Annotated in this window: 10 protein-coding genes; 4 read left to right on the top strand and 6 right to left on the bottom strand. The window is 73.8% G+C overall.

From position 1 onward, the window contains the following. Positions 1-55: 55 nt before the first annotated feature. From ACQPYE_RS22400 to ACQPYE_RS22390, 3 genes are read right to left on the bottom strand one after another with little or no spacing between them, the layout of a single operon-like run. Entirely contained in the window at positions 56-1,672 is a 1,617-nt protein-coding gene (locus ACQPYE_RS22400) for a hypothetical protein (RefSeq protein WP_498714157.1), read from the bottom strand. Between the two features lie 17 nt (positions 1,673-1,689). After that, the gene (locus tag ACQPYE_RS22395; protein ID WP_498714156.1) at positions 1,690-2,688 is read right to left on the bottom strand and encodes an FkbO/Hyg5 family chorismatase; all 999 of its coding nucleotides are present in this window, start codon (positions 2,686-2,688) and stop codon (positions 1,690-1,692) included. Positions 2,689-2,700: 12 nt separating this feature from the next. Beyond that, a complete protein-coding gene (locus ACQPYE_RS22390) occupies positions 2,701-3,882 on the bottom strand; it encodes a 3-deoxy-7-phosphoheptulonate synthase (protein ID WP_498714155.1) in 1,182 nt (393 codons plus the stop codon). 351 nt (positions 3,883-4,233) lie between these two features. Between ACQPYE_RS22390 and ACQPYE_RS22385 the strand changes: the two genes are divergently transcribed. Both ACQPYE_RS22385 and ACQPYE_RS22380 read left to right on the top strand, forming a co-directional pair. Beyond that, positions 4,234-5,451, top strand: a complete 1,218-nt coding sequence (locus ACQPYE_RS22385; protein WP_498714154.1) for a sensor histidine kinase — start codon at positions 4,234-4,236, stop codon at positions 5,449-5,451. Then, positions 5,448-6,149 carry a response regulator gene (locus ACQPYE_RS22380; RefSeq protein ID WP_498714153.1) on the top strand — a complete coding sequence of 234 codons (702 nt, stop codon included), beginning with the start codon at positions 5,448-5,450 and terminating at the stop codon, positions 6,147-6,149. The genes ACQPYE_RS22385 and ACQPYE_RS22380 overlap by 4 nt, the downstream gene beginning before the upstream one ends. A gap of 188 nt (positions 6,150-6,337) precedes the next feature. Here ACQPYE_RS22380 and ACQPYE_RS22375 read toward each other — a convergent pair whose 3' ends face one another. Continuing rightward, entirely contained in the window at positions 6,338-9,403 is a 3,066-nt protein-coding gene (locus ACQPYE_RS22375) for a discoidin domain-containing protein (RefSeq protein WP_498714152.1), read from the bottom strand. Between the two features lie 189 nt (positions 9,404-9,592). Here ACQPYE_RS22375 and ACQPYE_RS22370 point away from each other — a divergent pair, with 189 nt between their 5' ends. After that, complete coding sequence (locus ACQPYE_RS22370; RefSeq protein ID WP_498714150.1) at positions 9,593-10,018, top strand: hypothetical protein; 426 nt, start codon at positions 9,593-9,595, stop codon at positions 10,016-10,018. 117 nt (positions 10,019-10,135) lie between these two features. Beyond that, positions 10,136-10,390, top strand: coding sequence for a hypothetical protein (locus ACQPYE_RS22365; RefSeq protein ID WP_498714149.1), 255 nt, complete (start codon positions 10,136-10,138; stop codon positions 10,388-10,390). On the opposite strand, the gene ACQPYE_RS22360 is transcribed toward ACQPYE_RS22365, so the two are convergent. Both ACQPYE_RS22360 and ACQPYE_RS22355 read right to left on the bottom strand, forming a co-directional pair. Further along, a complete protein-coding gene (locus ACQPYE_RS22360; protein WP_498714147.1) occupies positions 10,369-11,868 on the bottom strand; it encodes a bifunctional 3-(3-hydroxy-phenyl)propionate/3-hydroxycinnamic acid hydroxylase in 1,500 nt (499 codons plus the stop codon). The genes ACQPYE_RS22365 and ACQPYE_RS22360 overlap by 22 nt on opposite strands. A gap of 58 nt (positions 11,869-11,926) precedes the next feature. Continuing rightward, positions 11,927-15,064, bottom strand: coding sequence for an ATP-binding protein (locus tag ACQPYE_RS22355; protein ID WP_498714146.1), 3,138 nt, complete (start codon positions 15,062-15,064; stop codon positions 11,927-11,929). Between the last annotated feature and the right edge of the window lie 53 nt (positions 15,065-15,117).

Below are 15,117 nucleotides of genomic sequence, written 5' to 3'. Positions count from 1 at the left end.
CCCTCGTCGTGGTCCGGACCAGTGTTCGGATCAGTCGCCGGACCGGTGGTTCGGATCAGTCGCCGGACCGGCGGGCGGTCGTGAGCGTGTCGCCCAGCGACCGCAACCGCGTGTCCGTCCGCTGGACCTGCTCGGCGACCACGTCCAGCGCCCGGTCCAGGTACGGGCGCACCGTCAGCGCCCACTCGACGCCCGCCGCCCGGTCGCGGGCTTCCCCGGTCGGTTCCGGGAACGCCGCGGCCACCGCGTACACGACCGCGCCGAGCACCGCGTCCAGCACCAGCTCCGGCAGCAGCGACATCACCAGGTTCGGCAGGTGCCCCGCCTCCTCGTCACCCGATCGCGGCTGCCACGGGTCCAGCTGCGGCCGGACCGCCTCCCACAGGCCCGCGTCGACCGCGCCCACCCCGTACCGGCCGGCCCACTGCAACGCGTCCGCCCGGGTGACGGTGGCCGTGAGCACCTGGCGGGCGTCCACGCCGATCCGCAGCAGCTCCGCCAGGTCCAGGGCCTCCGGTGTGCCCATCAGCGCCGGCCGCAGGTCCATCGCCACCTGGTGGTGCCAGCGCGTCGCCCACACCGCGCGCCACCACATGGCTTCCTGGGTGGCCGGGCGGGACAGCCACACCGCGATGTTGCGGAAGTAGGCCTTGATCTCCTCGTACGCGGCCCGACCCGCCGCCGAGGCGGCGAACCCGACGCTCTTGACCGGGTCGTTCGGCACGGTCGGATCGCCGACCAGGTTGACGTTGAAGAAGTGGTGCCACGTGGCGTCGACCGCCACCCGGCCCACGCCGACCCGGTGCCCGTCGTAGGCGCCGATCGCGCCGAACGTGCTCGCGTCCAGCCGTCCCTTGCGCGGGTCGCGGTCCGCGGCCCGCGCCTTGAGCGTGGACCACGCCACGACCTCCGGCGCGAGCCCGGCCGGGTACTCGGTCGTCTCGTACCCGTCGAAGGTGAACGACCTGGTGAGGTCGTCCGGCACGGAGCACTCGCCCTCGTGCGGGTGGTCCGGCAGCACGCGGATCGTGCCGCGCGGCCCGGACAGCAGCGGGTGCGGGTAGCCCTGGTGCGCCCACTTCGGCGAGTCCGACGTCGCGTACATCCGCGGCGTGATGGTCTGCGGGATGTCGTCGGACTGGTCGTTGAGCTGGAACAGCGGGTCGTGGCCCTCCGACAGCGTGTCGTTGCGGTCGGGCCCGTCGATCGACGGCGCGACCGGCTCGCCGCGGGGGCCGGGGTCCGGCCAGTGCCACTTGCGCATGCTCCGCACGCGCGGCAGGTCGCCGCACAGGGACACGCCCAGGTCCTCGTGGTCGCCGGTGGCGAACACGCCGCCGCCGCCGTCCATGAACTCGGCCAACGCCCGCAGCTCGGTCTGCTCCAGCGGCGGCCGGGGCGCGCGGGCCACGCCGAACAACCAGATCTGGTCGTAGCGGCCCAGGTCGTGCCCGTCGAACCGGAAGCCCGGGAGGTCCGCGGACAGGGCGGGCAGGTTCTCCTCGCGGTGCGCCCGCGTCACCTCGAACCGGACCCACGGCCCGGGCGGTGTCGACAGCACGTCCACGAGCGTGGCCAGGCCGAAGTCGGCCCGGTCGAAGCTCGCCGTCCCGTCGGTCACCACCAGGACGTGGACGGCCTCCGGCTCGGCCAGGACCGACGTGTTCGGCATGGGTGCTCCCTCTCGGCTCACGGTGTCATCCCTTCGATCTCGACCAGCAGGTCCGGGCGGCAGACGTCGACGGTGAACACCGCGATGTCCGCGCGCCGGGAGAATTCGTCGCGGCACAGCCGCGTCACGATCGGCACGTCCTCGGGGCGCTTGACGTAGACCTTGATCGCGCGCAGGTCATCGAGGCGGTGACCGCCCTCGATCCCGTGCCCGGTGAGGTTGTCCGCGCCGATGAGCGCGGCGATGTTGGCCAGCGTCACCTGGACCTGGCGCGCCACGTCGCCGGGCGACACGGTGGCGTGGTCGAGGATGCTCGCGGTGCCCGACACGTACAGCGAGCCCCGACCCCGCTCCGGCTTGAGGTACGTCGCCCGGGCGAAGCTCGGCGGCCTCGGCCCGTACTGCTCCGGGTACTCGTGCGCGGGCACCTGCAACGGGTTCTCCAGGTGCACGGCCGCGTGCGACCGGTGCGCCAGGAAGTAGAACGCGACGCCGTCGCCCAGCGAGCCGATGCCGGTCGACGCCGGCATGGCGTGGCCGAACTGGTCGAACGCCTTGCCCCGGCCGACGCAGAAGTCCCGGTACACCTCGGTCCCGCGCGCGCTGCGCCCGGTGATGCCGTCGAGCATGTTCCACATGCGGTACACGTTCGGGTAGCCCAGCTCCTCGACCACTTCGAACGCGGCCACGTACGCCTGCCGCGTCGCCTCCTCGCAGTCCGCCGACGGCCCGATCCACCCCGCGCAGAACAACACCTCGCCGTCGTGCGCGTAGATCAGCCCCTTGTGCTCGCCGGTCCGGACCACACCACCCCCGGTGTGCCAGACCTCCACGATCTCGGGCTCACCCGGCCGCACCATGTGCAGCGGGAGGACCGGCAGGCCGTGCTCCCACCGCGGTGGGCCGCCACCGGTCGAGTGCCGGACGGCCCCCAACACGGTGTCGCCCGCCAGGTCGGCGAAGCCCTCCGCCGACCGGAACGTGCACGGCGTCGTCACGATGACATTGCCACGCAATGGTTTCTCCCCTCAGAGTCGGACCGAACGCCACGCCGCGACCACGGCGAGCGCCTGTCCGGGATTGAGCCGGGGGTCGCAGAGGCTCTCGTACGAGCCGGTCGGGAAGTCGTCCCAACCGCACTCCTCGACCTGGTCCGGCGTGGTCTCCAGGTGCAGGCCGCCGGCCACCCCGCCGGCGGCGTGCGTGATCGCCCGGAACGCCGCGACCTCGCGGACGACCGTGTCGACCAGTCGTGCCTTGCGGCCACCGGGACCGGTGACCGTGTTGCCGTGCAACGGGTCGCACAGCCAGATCACCGGGTGGCCGGCCGCGCGGACCGCGCGCACCAGCGGCGGCAGCAGCCCGGGTGCGGCGTCCGCGCCCATGCGGGCGATCAGCGTCAGCCGACCCGGTTCGCGCTCCGGGTCGAGCCGCTCGCACAGCGCCCGCAGCTCGTCGGGCCGCATGCCGGGACCGACCTTGCAGGCCACCGGGTTCGCCACCGACGCCAGCAGCCGCACGTGCGCGCCGTCGACGTCGCGGGTGCGGTCGCCGATCCACGGCCAGTGCGTCGAGGTGAGCAGCGGCACGCCCCGGTCGTCCCGGCGCACCAACGGCAGCTCGTAGTCGAGCACCAGCGCCTCGTGGCTCGTCCACAGCGCCGGGTGGTGCCACCGCAGCAGCTCCGTCGCCGACCGCGCCGCGTGGTAGCCGGCGACGAGCCTGGCCGGGTCCGCCCGCCGGGCCCACCCGTTCGCCTGCGGCGCGTTGACCAGGTCGCCCCGGTACACCGGCAGCTCCACCCCGTCGACCACCTCGGTCGGCCGCGAGCGCGGCTTGGCGAACTGCCCGGCCATCCGGCCGACCCGCACCGCGGGCCGCCCGTCGCCGCCGAGGGCCCTGGCCAGCCGGTCCACCAGCGACGCCTTGGGCGTCACGTGGCGCGGACCGCACTCGGCGAACGGCTCGGCGCAGTCGCCGGCCTGCACGACGAGCCGCCGACCGGCCGCCACCTCGGCCAGCTCGGCGCGCAGCGCCGCCACCTCGGTGGGCGTCACCAGGCCGGCCATCCGCGCCAGCCTCGCCCGGGACGACCGGGCGCGGCGGTCCGACCACGACGGCTGCTGGGCGGCGGGCAGTGATTTCCAGTGCGCCGTCTCCCATTCGGACAACGCCCTGGTGTGGCTGCGGGGAACTGGCTCCGTGGACACTCGCGACTCCGTTGATCCGGTTCGGCTGCTGGTTTCACCGGCAATCATGCGGAAACGGGGTGCGCTTTCACGTCGGTCCCCGGGTGGATTCGCGATGTCCGCTTTCCCGTGCTGCGTCGCCCGATCGAGGTAAGCCCGGAGGGGGATCGTCAAGCTCAGACGCAGGGTGGACGATATGTCGGAGAGGGGGTGGTCTCATTGTTCTCGGCGCGTGGAAATGCGTGCGCGCCGAACACGGGACAACGCGCCAAGGGGAGGAACAGTGTCCGGTTCCAACGTGCGCCCGGCCGCACCGGGCGTGGCGCCCGCGGCGGGCAGCGACCTCCCGACGCGTCCGACGGAATCCGTCTGATGGACCGCGGGGGACGGCCACCGCGGTTGTCCCGCGCCACGGCGGTCGACGTCGCCCTGGCGGCCTCGGCCACCCTGGTCGACGTCTTCCTGTTCTCGGACGTCAGCAGCGGCACGCCCGAGGGCGCGGGGCTGTGGTTGTTCGTCGCCCTGGTCGCGGTCGCCTTCACGGCGCTGCTGGCGCGGCGCAGGCACCCGGTGTCGGCGTTCGCGGTCGTCTGGGTGTGGGCGGTGCTCGTCACGCCGATGAGCGAGCTGGAGTTCCAGCCCACCGCGATCCCCGCCCTGGCGCTGTTCGCCGTCGCGCTGCACGGGCAGCTGAAGGTGTCGGCCGGCGCGCTGCTCGCGTGCTCGGTGCTCGCCGTGCTGGCCGGGCTGTGGCAGGCCGCGTCCCGACCACCCGAGGCGCGGCTGGTCGCCACCTACGCCACGCTGGTGTTCTACCTGCTCGTGTACGGCTGCGTGTGGACCGGCGGGCGGTCGGCGCGGCTGAGCCGGCAGCACGCCGAGGACCTGGAGTTCCGCCGCCGGGTGGAGGCGCACGAGGCGGTGCTGGGCGAGCGCACCCGCATCGCGCGCGAACTGCACGACATCGTGGCGCACTCGGTGACCGTGATGGTGTTGCAGGCGGCGGGCGCGCGGCGGGTGCTCGACAGCGACCCGGTGCGGGTCGGGCACGCGCTCGGCCACATCGAGGAGGCGGGCGAGCAGGCGATGGGCGAGCTGCGGCGGATGCTGACGGCGTTGCGGCTGAGCGACGACGACGGGTCGGGCGACGGGGTGACCGGCCGGCCGCAGCCGGGGCTGGCCGACGTCGAGCACCTGGTCGGCACCATCGCGGCGGCCGGGGTGCGGGTGCACACGAGGGTGGACGGCGAGCCGCGCCGGTTGGCGGCCAGCGTCGACCTCGCCGCGTACCGGGTGGTGCAGGAGGCGTTGACCAACGTGACCAAGCACGTCGGGCCCGGCGCGGAGGTGGACGTGCGGCTGAGGTGGGATGCGGACGAGCTGACCGTGGAGGTCACCGACGACGGTCGGGGCAGGCGGCCGGAGCGGGCGCTGTCCACGAACCACGGCCTGGCCGGGCTGGTGGAGCGGCTGGCGATCGTGGGCGGGCGGTTGACGGCCGAGCCGGTGTGGGCCGGCGGGTTCCGGGTGACGGCCGTGCTGCCGGTCGCCGGTCCGGTGGCGAGCGAGCCCGTGCGGGAACGCCGGTGATCCGGGTGATGCTGGTGGACGACCAGCCGTTGGTGCGGGCGGGGTTGGCGATGCTGCTCGACGCCGAGCCGGACATCGAGGTGGTGGCCGAGGCGGACGAGGGCGCGGGCGCGGTGGCGCGGGTCGCGGAGCTGCACCCGGACGTGGTGCTGATGGACGTGCGGATGCCCGGCGTGGACGGGGTCGAGGCCACGCGGCGGATCATCGCGGCGGACCCGGCGGGCGGCGACCACGCCACCAAGATCATCATCTTGACGACGTACCACGTGGACGAGGCGGTGTACGCGGCGTTGCGGGCCGGTGCGACCGGGTTCCTGCTCAAGGACGCGGTGCCGCGCGAGCTGGTCGACGCGGTGCGCACGGTGGCGTCCGGCGAGGCGTGGCTGGACCCGACCGTCGCGAAAGGACTGATCCGGGAGTTCGCCGCCCGGCCGCGCCACCAGCTGCCGACGTCGGCGGAGATGCGCGAGCTGACGGTGCGGGAGCGGGAGGTGATGGTGCTCGTGGCGCACGGGTTGTCGAACCCGGAGATCGCCGCGCACCTCGTGGTGGGGGAGGCGACGGTGAAGACCCACCTGGGGCGCATCCTGATGAAGCTCGGGCTGCGCGACCGCGCCCAGGCCATCGCGGCGGCGTACCAGAGCGGGTTGGTCGTGCCGGGCAGCAGTCCGCCGCCGCCGGCCGGGCGACCGTCTTGACCGTTGACCGCCTCCCACCCCGAGAGTCCTACGTTCACAACGCGAGAGTCCTACGTTCAGAACGCGCGTGTCCTACGTTCAGGCACCCCGAGTTCAACGCTCAGCACGGTTGATCTTGTGCTGAGCGTTGAACTCGGGTGTTCCGAACGTAGGACTCTCGCGACCTGGACGTAGGACTCTCGCGGGGGTCAGAAGGTGGATTGGCCGGAGGCGAAGGGGTAGAGGGGGTTGCCGTAGGTGGAGGGGAGCGGGGCGCCCGAGTCGATGCGGGCGCGGATGTCGGCACGTTCGGCGGCCGTGGCGCCCAGGTCGTACGGGAGGTCCCAGTGCTCGGTGGCGTCGGCCGGGGTGTCGGTGCCGCCGGGGCGGAGGACGTCGGTCAGGGCACGGGGGAGCTGCCACGGGAGCTTGCCGGTCGGCGTGTAGTCGCCGAAGAGGAGGGAGGCCAGGGCCGGACCCATCTCCTCACCGCCGCGGTAGGTCACGACGATCGCGCTCGCCAGGTTGTGCCACTCGGTGATCACGTAGGGCCGGGGGAGGACCAGGGCGACCACGACGGGGATGCCCTGGCGCTGGAAGTCCTGGATCAGCGCCAACTGGTCCGGCGGCAGGTAGGGCTGCTCCTTCGGCCAGCTCGTCGCGTGGGTGTACGAGGTCTCGCCCACCGCGACGATCGCCAGCTTCGGTGACGGCCCGGTGTCCTTGTGGACGTTCACCCCCGCCTGCGCGGCACGCGCGCGGATCGCCTCCAGCATGGTCTGCGAGCCGTACTCCTGGTGGAAGTAGCTGGTCCAGATGCAGCACGCGGCCGTGTCGTCGGCACGCGGACCGGCCACCACGATGTTGTCACCCCGGTTCAGCCGCACCGGCAGCACGCCGTTGGTGTTCTTCAACAACGTCATCGCCTCGCGCGACGCCTGGTTCGCCAACGCCGCGTACTCCGGCTTGTGGAACCGGTACGGCCCGTTCACCGGGTCGCCGTACGGGTTCTCGAAGATCCCGAGCTTGAACTTCAGCCGCAGCACCCGCCGCACCGCGTCGTCGATCCGCGCCGCCGGCACCGCCGAGGTGAACCCGCCGATGGTGAACCCGGCCGCACCCGGGTCCGCGCCGCCCATCACGTCGGAACCGGCGTTCGCCGCGCCCACCCACGAGCCCGACGGCAGCCAGTCGGTCGTGATCAGCCCGGTGTACCCGAGGTTCTGCCGCAGGTACGCGAGGATCTTCGCGCTGTCGCCCGCGCCCGGACCGCCGGGGTCGAGCAGGGAACTGCCGGCGTAACCCGGCATGATGTTGACCGCGCCCGCCTCCATCGCCGCCCGGAACGGCGCCACGTGGTACTTGATCGTCACGGCGTCGTACACGATCAACGCCTCGCCGCCCGCGCCCTCGCCCGGCCAGTGCTTCACGGTCGCCAGCACGGATGCCGGGTTCAGCTCCGGCCCGCCCTGCAACCCGGCCACCAGCGCCCGGACCTGCGCCGCCGCGACCTCGGAACTCTCACCGTTGCCCTCCTGGATGCGCGGGTACAGCACCTTCGTGCCCACCTCGGCCAACGGCCCCAGCACACCGCGCGCGCCGACCTCCAGCTGCTCGCGCCGCTGCATGTCGCCGAGCTTGTAGTCCAACGGGTAGTTCCGCGCCGCCGCCAACGCGCTCTGCAACGGGTACGTCGTCTTGTACCCGGCGATGGTGTCGCCCGCCGACACGAACGGGATGCCGAGCCGCGTGCCGCTCGACCCCAGCAACGCGGCGTGCAGGTCCTGCGCCTCCGCCGGACCGAAGTGCCACCCCGAACGGGGGAACTGCTGCGCGTTGTAGAACAGCTGGTACGCCTTCTCCTCGATCGTCATCCGACCGAGCAGGTCGTTCACCCGCGTCTCCACGGGCTGCCGCCAGTCCTCGTACGGCTCGATCGCGCCGTTCTTGTTCAGGTCACGGCTGCCGTTCACCACCCGCACGCCGTCGTCCACCGAGGTCACCGTCGGCACGTACACGCTGAACGTGCGGATGTTCGACGCGCTGGTGGAGCCCGAGCCGTCCACCGCGACCACGAACCACTTGTACGTCCACCGGTCCGCGATGTCCCACGACGGTGTGTAACTGGTACCCGTGGGTTCGGCGACCTTGGTGTAGAGGTCGATCAGGTTGCCCGATGCGGTGAAGTCGTAGTCCGTGCGGCTGACGTTGAGCCAGACCTGGTAGCGCACCGCGCCCGGCACGGCGGCCCAGGAGAACGCCGGACGCCGGGTGGACGTGATCATCGCCTGGTCGGCGGGCGCGGACAGCGCGAACCGGCCCGTCACCGCCGGCGCCTTGGTCGGCGGCGACAGCAGCGTCGGGGTGGCCGCCGAGGTGTCCACGGTGCCGAAGACCTGGAACTCCCAGAGCGAGACGCCGTAGCCGGTGGCGCGCGTGGTGGCGAACAACCGCAGGTAACGGCCCGTGCCGCCGACGGTGAGCCGTTCCGTGCCGCCCGCGCCGGTGGTGGTCGCGTAGACCTGCGTCCAGTTCACCGCGTCGTTCGACAGTTCGAGCCGGTACCCCTTCGCGTACGCGCCCTCCCAGTTCAGCACCACCTGGTTGACCGCGGCGACGCCGCCGAAGTCGACCCGCAGCCACTGGTTGTCGGCGAACTGGCTGGACCACCGGGTGTTCGCGCGGCCGTCCAGCGCGGCGGCGGGCGCGTTGCCGCCCTCCCACGTCGAGGCCGCGACCTGCTTGTACTCGGAGATCGGCCGACCGGTGGTGGTGCCACCGGTGGTGCCGTAGACCTGGAACTCCCACAACGAGTAGCCGTAGCCGGTGGCGCGGGCCGTGCCGAACAGCCGCACGTGCCGGCCGGCGCCGGTGACCGGGATGCTCTGCGTGCCACCGGCGGCGTTCACGGCGGTGTGGACCGTGGTCCACGTGACGCCGTCGGCCGAGGTCTGGAGCTGGAACGCGGTCGCGTAGGCGGCCTCCCAGGTCAGCACCACGCGGTCCAGCGTCGCGGACGCGCCCAGGTCGACGCTCAACCACTGCGGGTCGGCGAACGCGCTCGACCAGCGGGTGCCCGCGTTGCCGTCGGTGGCGGCGGAGGCGGCGGTGCCCGCGTTCTCGGCGGACGAGGCGGTGGTCGGTTTGCCCTGGGAGAGCAGGACTCCGGCGGCTCTCGCCTCGACCGAGGCGACGAGCTGCCCGGCGATGAGGGCGGTGAGGACGGCGAGCAGGGGCAGGACCCGGCGGCGGCGCCGGGCGGGAGCTTCGGGCATGGCGACTCCAGGCAGGGGTGACCCGCGGCCGGTGTGCCGCCGGCCGCGGATCGTCGACAAACTCTCGGAGAGCGCTCTCCCACAGAGAACTTCACCGCCGTGCCGCAGTCAAGGGACCTGGCGACCGGTTCTGCCGCACCCGGTGGCCCGGTTCCGGTCGGACCCGGGAGCGGCGCATAGGATCGCCCGGTGACGATCACGATTCCCGGTTTCGGCGAACTGACCCCGGTGGACCACACCCCCGAAGGTGTGGCGTGCTGGAACACGACCGCCGCCGGGACGTCGGTGAGCGTGCTGGTGGAGGAACCCGCCGCCACCGACGACCTCGACCTGCCGTTCATCGGCTCGGTCCTGGGTGACCGGGAACGGCTGCTCGCCGCCGCCCGGGAGGCCGTGGCCGACCACCTGCGCGACCACCCGGGCTACGAGCCGGACGCCGTGGCCGACCCGGAGTTCACCTTCCACCCCGGCCGGGACTGGCTGGTCCGGTTCGCCGAGTGCCGCGTGCCCGGCTTCACCGAGCTGGGTCTGGTGGTGGTGTTCAACGGCGGTGACGTGGTCGGTGTGGACGACCTCGCCGACGTCGACCTCGCGGACGAGACGGATGACCACTAGGTCCGACCTGGGGTGAACCGGGGTGGCGCGCCCAAGGCGGGCGTTGCCAGGGGGCGGTAGCTGTGCTGTGATCGGTGTGCCGCCGGTGGAAAGCGTTTTCCGCGAAGGGGAGAACCGATGCGCGCACTGCTCCTGGCGACCCTCCTGCTCCTCGGCGCCGGCGCGGGTGCCGCCCAAGCCGCACCCGCGCTCGCACCCGCACCCGTTCGAGCCGCACCCGCGGAGGCGATGGACTACTGGCAGTACACGGCCACCTTCGCGACCGAGGAGGAGTGCGAAGCCGAGGGCGCGCGGATCCCCGAGGGCGTCGACTACTACGCCTGTTGGCCGAGCAAGGGCGCCTGGGACTTCTACTGGGTCTTCCTGACCTGATCGGCGTGCACGAAGCGGTCCGGGCGCAGCACGACGACGTCGGTGCGGTGACGGGCGAACCAGGCGGTCAGCTCGCCGGTGACGTCCACCAGGTCGTCCTCGGTGCGGGCCTCGCCCTCGGCGACCACGCGGAGGAACCGCGCGCGTGGGCCTGACCAGTTCCGGGCCGTGCGCCCGTCCACCCCCGGCCCGATGACCGCGAAGTCGGGGCCGAGCACGTCGTCGAGCAGCCGCCGCACCCCGCCGACGACGACCTCGGGCTGGGGGAACATGACGCGCCCGTCCGGCAGCGCGGGCAACGGCTTGAACTCGAAGTGGCGCACCAGGCGGCGCACGCGCGGCACGGTCTGCACGGCGCGCAGCACCACGTCCCGCAGGAAGGCGGCGACCCTGTTGCGCACCAGGAACACCCGGCCGAGCCGGACGCTGGTGCGGGCCATCGCCTCGGTGTGCGGGCGGCGTTCGGCCTCGTAGCTGTCCAGCAGCGGCTCGTAGCCGTCCAGCGGCCACCGGGAGGTGTCCGATCCCAGGGCCAGGGCGAGCTTCCAGGTGAGGTTGGCCGCGTCACGCAGCCCGCTGCACAGGCCCTGGCCCAGGAACGGCGGCATCTGGTGGGCGGCGTCGCCGAGCAGGAACACCCGCCGGTCGCGCCAGCGCTCGGCGACCAGGTGGTGGAACGTGTAGACGATCGCGCGCGTGACGGTGAAGCGGTCCGGGTCGACGTAGGGCGCGGCGAGCCGGGCGACCGTCCCGGGGCTGGTCATGTCCGCCGGCGCCTCGTCCGGGCGCAGCATGAACTCCAGCCGGTAGGTGTCGAACGCGCCGGGCGAGACGAACGCGGGCCGCCGCCAGTCGCACACGAACGTCGTGTCCGGGACCCGCACCCCGCCGGGAGCGACGTCGCCGGAGACCGCCAGCCACGGTTCGGCGTAGGACGTGCCGGTGAGCGCGATCCCGGCCGCGACCCGGGTGGTGCTGCGGGCGCCGTCGCACCCCAGCACGTACTTCGCGCGCACCTCGGTCTCCTCGTCGGTGTCGAGGTCGCGCAGCACGACGGTGGCGGCCTCGTCGTCCTGGGTGAGCCGCGTCAGCTCCACACCGGTGCGCAGGGTGACGTGCGGGAACCGGCGCAGCCCCGCGCGCAGCGCCGCTTCGAGGCGCGGCTGGTCGAAGAAGTGCAGGGGACGGCTGCCGAGGCCGAAGTCGACCTCGTCCAGGGCGATGGTGGCGAACACCCGGCCCTTGGCGTTGACGTACTCGGCCCGCCGCGGCTGGTGCATGTCGCCGGCGACCTCGGTCAGCAGACCCGCCTGCTGGTAGACCCGCAACGCCTCGTCGTCGCAGGAGAAGGCGCGTGGTTGCCCATGGGGCGCGGTGTCGCGTTCGACGACCAGGGTCCGCACGCCCCTGGCTCCGAGCAGGTTGGCGGTGACCGCCCCGACCGGTCCGCAACCGACCACTACGACGTCGAACTCCACGTGTCCTCCTCCGGTGTCGGATCACAGGCCACCGGAGAGCTGTTGGAGTTCTGTTGGATCAGCGTGGGAAGCGGGCTCGCACCAGGTCGGCGCCCTGCGCCTCGGCCAGTCGCGCACCGGTCTCCAGGTCGGCCCGGTCGCCGGTGGCCAGGCCGCGCACGCGGTGCAGCTCGGCGGCGAAGACCCGTTCGCCGACCTCCTCGGCGATGGCGAGACCCTCGTCGGCCAACGCCGCCGCGTCGGCGTGGCGCCCGGTCACCAGGTACGCGTCCGCCATCGCGCCGAGGCTGATCGTGCGGGTCGCGCGCAGGCCGAGCCGGTGGACGCCCTCCCGGGCCGCACGCATGGCGGTGAGGCGGCTGTCGTCCCCGCCGCGCACGGCGGCCCACTCGGCGTAGAAGTCGCCGGTCGTGACGAAGTGCGGCATGTGCTGACGGGCGCCGATCTCGCGGCAGCGACGGGCGGCGGCGAGCGCGGCGGCGGCGTCGTGCTCCTGCACGGCGGTCCACGCGGCGAACAGCGTGGCGTTGGCCCGCCCGTACGGGTCGTCGGCGCGTTCGGCGAGGGCGTGCGCGGCGGCGAGGTCCGACCGGGCCGCCTCCGCGTCACCGCGCAGGGAGCGCACCAGGGCGCGGAAGTCGTAGGTCGCGAGCGTGGGTGTGCGACCGGCCCGCCCGACCAGCTCCCGGGGGTCCAGCTCCCGCAACCGGTCGATGGCGGCGGTGAGGTGGCGGTCGGCCTCCACCAGGCGGCCGGTGAAGTAGCCGACCACGCCGAGCAGGTAGTGGCCCGCGGCGCCGATCACGCCCTCGTCGGACGCGAGGCGGCCGGCGAGGTCCGCGGCGATGGCGAACTCGGCGCGGTTGCAGGCCAGCTCGCCGAGCGTCCACAGGGCGTGCCGCACGTCGGTGTCGGGATCGACCCGGACGAGCAGTTCGCGGGCGCGGGCGGCGGCCAGGTCGACGGCGTCGCTGCCGATGCCGACGGTGATCTGGAGCAACGACGTGCGGTGCAGGTGCACGGCCAGCTCCCGTTCGGGCGCGGTGAGCAGGTCGGCGGCCCGGTCGAGGTGCGCCAGGGCGTCCTCGTAGGCGAGGCGGCGGGTGGCGTCGTCGGCGGCTTCGAGGGTCCAGCGCAGGTGGTCGTCCTCCCGGCCGCGAGCCCGGCCGTAGTGGTGTGCCAGCTCGGCCGGGGTGAGAGCGTGCCATCCCGCGTCCGCGAGCCGCGCGTGCAGGTCGGCCCGGCGGGTCGGGGCGAGGTCGGCGTAGGCGGCCTCGGCGAACAGCGGGTGCCGGAAGCGCACCACGCCGGCGCCGGGCTCGGTGACCAGGTGGGCGACGTGCGGGGTGAGCCGGACCTCGGTCGCCGTGGCGGCTTCGAGCAGGTCGACGTCCAGGTCCCGGCCGGCGACGCTCAGCACGTCGAGCCAGTCGCGGGTGCGGTCGTCCAAGGCGTGCAGCCGGCGGCGGACGGTGTCGCGCACGCTCGGTGGCGGTGTGCCGGTCGGTTCGGCGGAGGTGAGCAGCTCGGTGATGAAGAACGGGTTGCCGCCGGTGCGGGTGAGGAGGTCGAGCACGAGGTCGGCCGGCGCGGGCGCGCCGGTGTGCTCGCGGACCAGGCCGGCGACCGCGTCGGCGTCCAGGCCGGCCGGTCTGAGCTGTCGGCAGCCGGGGCTGCGGGCCAGGTCGGCGAGCGCGGCGACCAGGGCCGGGTCGTGCTCGTAAGGGCGCAGGGTCGCGACGACCAGCGCGCGGGACGTGCGCACGGTGCCGGCCAGGTAGCGCAGCAGGAGCAGGGAGTCGGCGTCGGCGGCGTGCAGGTCGTCCAGCACGAGGACGAGGCCGGTGGCGAGGGCGGCGGCGTGCACGAGTGCCGAGACCGCGTCGTACGTGCGGAAACGGGCGGTGGGGTCGATGTCGGCGCCGGTGCTCGGGCCGGCGCCGAAACCCGCCAGGGCCGGGTCCGCGCCCGCGTCGCCCGCCAGCGGGACGAGGGTGCGCACGACCTGGGTCCAGAGCCAGAACGGCGGTGCTTGACCGAGGTCGGGGCAGCGTCCCCAGGCGACCGGGATGCCGGTCTCGGCGGCCCGGCGGGCGAGGGCGTCGGCCAGGGTGGTCTTGCCGATGCCCGCCTCGCCGACGATCGCCGCGAACCGGCCCCCGTCCCGACCCGACGCCGCCAGGAGGTCGGTGAGGAGGGTGAGCTCGGCCGTGCGGCCGACGAGGGTGGTGTGCGGGGAGTCCGTGTGGCCGGGTTCGGGCGCGCCGGCGGTGCGGCCAGGGTCGCGGGTGCCGGTCGTGCGGCCGACCAGGGCGGCGTGCGGTGCGCCCGTGTGGCCGGGTTCGGGTGTGCCGGCGGTGCGGCCAGGGGGACGGGTGTCTGAGGGGCGGCCGGGGTCGCGGGTGCGGGTAGGAGCCCCCGTGTTCCCGCCCACCGGTGGCACGGCGTGGGACAGGACCCGGCGGTGCAGGTCGCGCAGGGCTTCGCCCGGCTCCACCCCGTGCTCGTCGGCCAGCAGCCGGCGGCCCTCGTCGTAGACCGCCAGCGCGTCGGTCTGCCGGCCCGCCCGGTAGAGCGCGAGCATCAGCTGCGCACGGGCGTTCTCCCGCTCCGGGTGGGCGGCCACGAACTGGCGCAGGTCGGGCAGCACGGCCTGGTGCCGGCCGGCGGCGACGGCGGCGGTGAAACGGCCTTCGCCGGCCTCGGCGTGCGCCTCCGCGAGGCGGGCCGCGTCCGGTCGGACCGCGGCGAGGTCGGTGGCCACCCCGCCGCGCCAGAGGGCGAGCGCGCCGGCGTAGTGGTGCTCGGCGGCCTGCCACTCGCCGCCGGCCAGTGCGTGCGCGCCGTGCCCGACGAGCGCGGTGAAGCGGACGGCGTCCACGGCGTCCGGTGGCACGCTCAGCTCGTAGCCGCCGGTGTGACCGCGTAACAGCTCGGCGGGCGCGCGGCGTCCCCGCTCCGGTTCCAGCGCACGGCGCAGCACCGCCACGTAGGAGCGCAGGGTGACCTGCGCGCCGGACGGCGGCCGACCGTCCCACAGCGCGTCGACCAGCCACTCGGCGCTGACGACCCGGTTGGCGCGCAGCACCAGCAGCGTCAGCAGGTCGCGCTGCCTCGGCCCGCCCAGCGCCGGCGGCTCGCCGGCCCGCTCCACCCGCAACGGCCCCAGGACCCCGAACCGCACGGTGCCGAGCACCAGCAGAGGGTAACCGCGATGGGACCGCCGTTCCGGCGGGCACGACAATGTGG

Source organism: Actinosynnema sp. CA-299493 (genome assembly GCF_050946825.1).
Lineage (GTDB): Bacteria > Actinomycetota > Actinomycetes > Mycobacteriales > Pseudonocardiaceae > Actinosynnema.
This window is presented reverse-complemented; position numbering and strand designations above follow the sequence as displayed.

What these genes read in the sequence shown, in the direction of transcription:
- ACQPYE_RS22375 (WP_498714152.1), bottom strand. Translation starts at nt 9,403, where the DNA reads ATGCCCGAAGCTCCCGCCCGGCGCCGCCGCCGGGTCCTGCCCCTGCTC.
- ACQPYE_RS22385 (WP_498714154.1), top strand. Translation starts at nt 4,234, where the DNA reads ATGGACCGCGGGGGACGGCCACCGCGGTTGTCCCGCGCCACGGCGGTC.
- ACQPYE_RS22365 (WP_498714149.1), top strand. Translation starts at nt 10,136, where the DNA reads ATGCGCGCACTGCTCCTGGCGACCCTCCTGCTCCTCGGCGCCGGCGCG.
- ACQPYE_RS22400 (WP_498714157.1), bottom strand. Translation starts at nt 1,672, where the DNA reads ATGCCGAACACGTCGGTCCTGGCCGAGCCGGAGGCCGTCCACGTCCTG.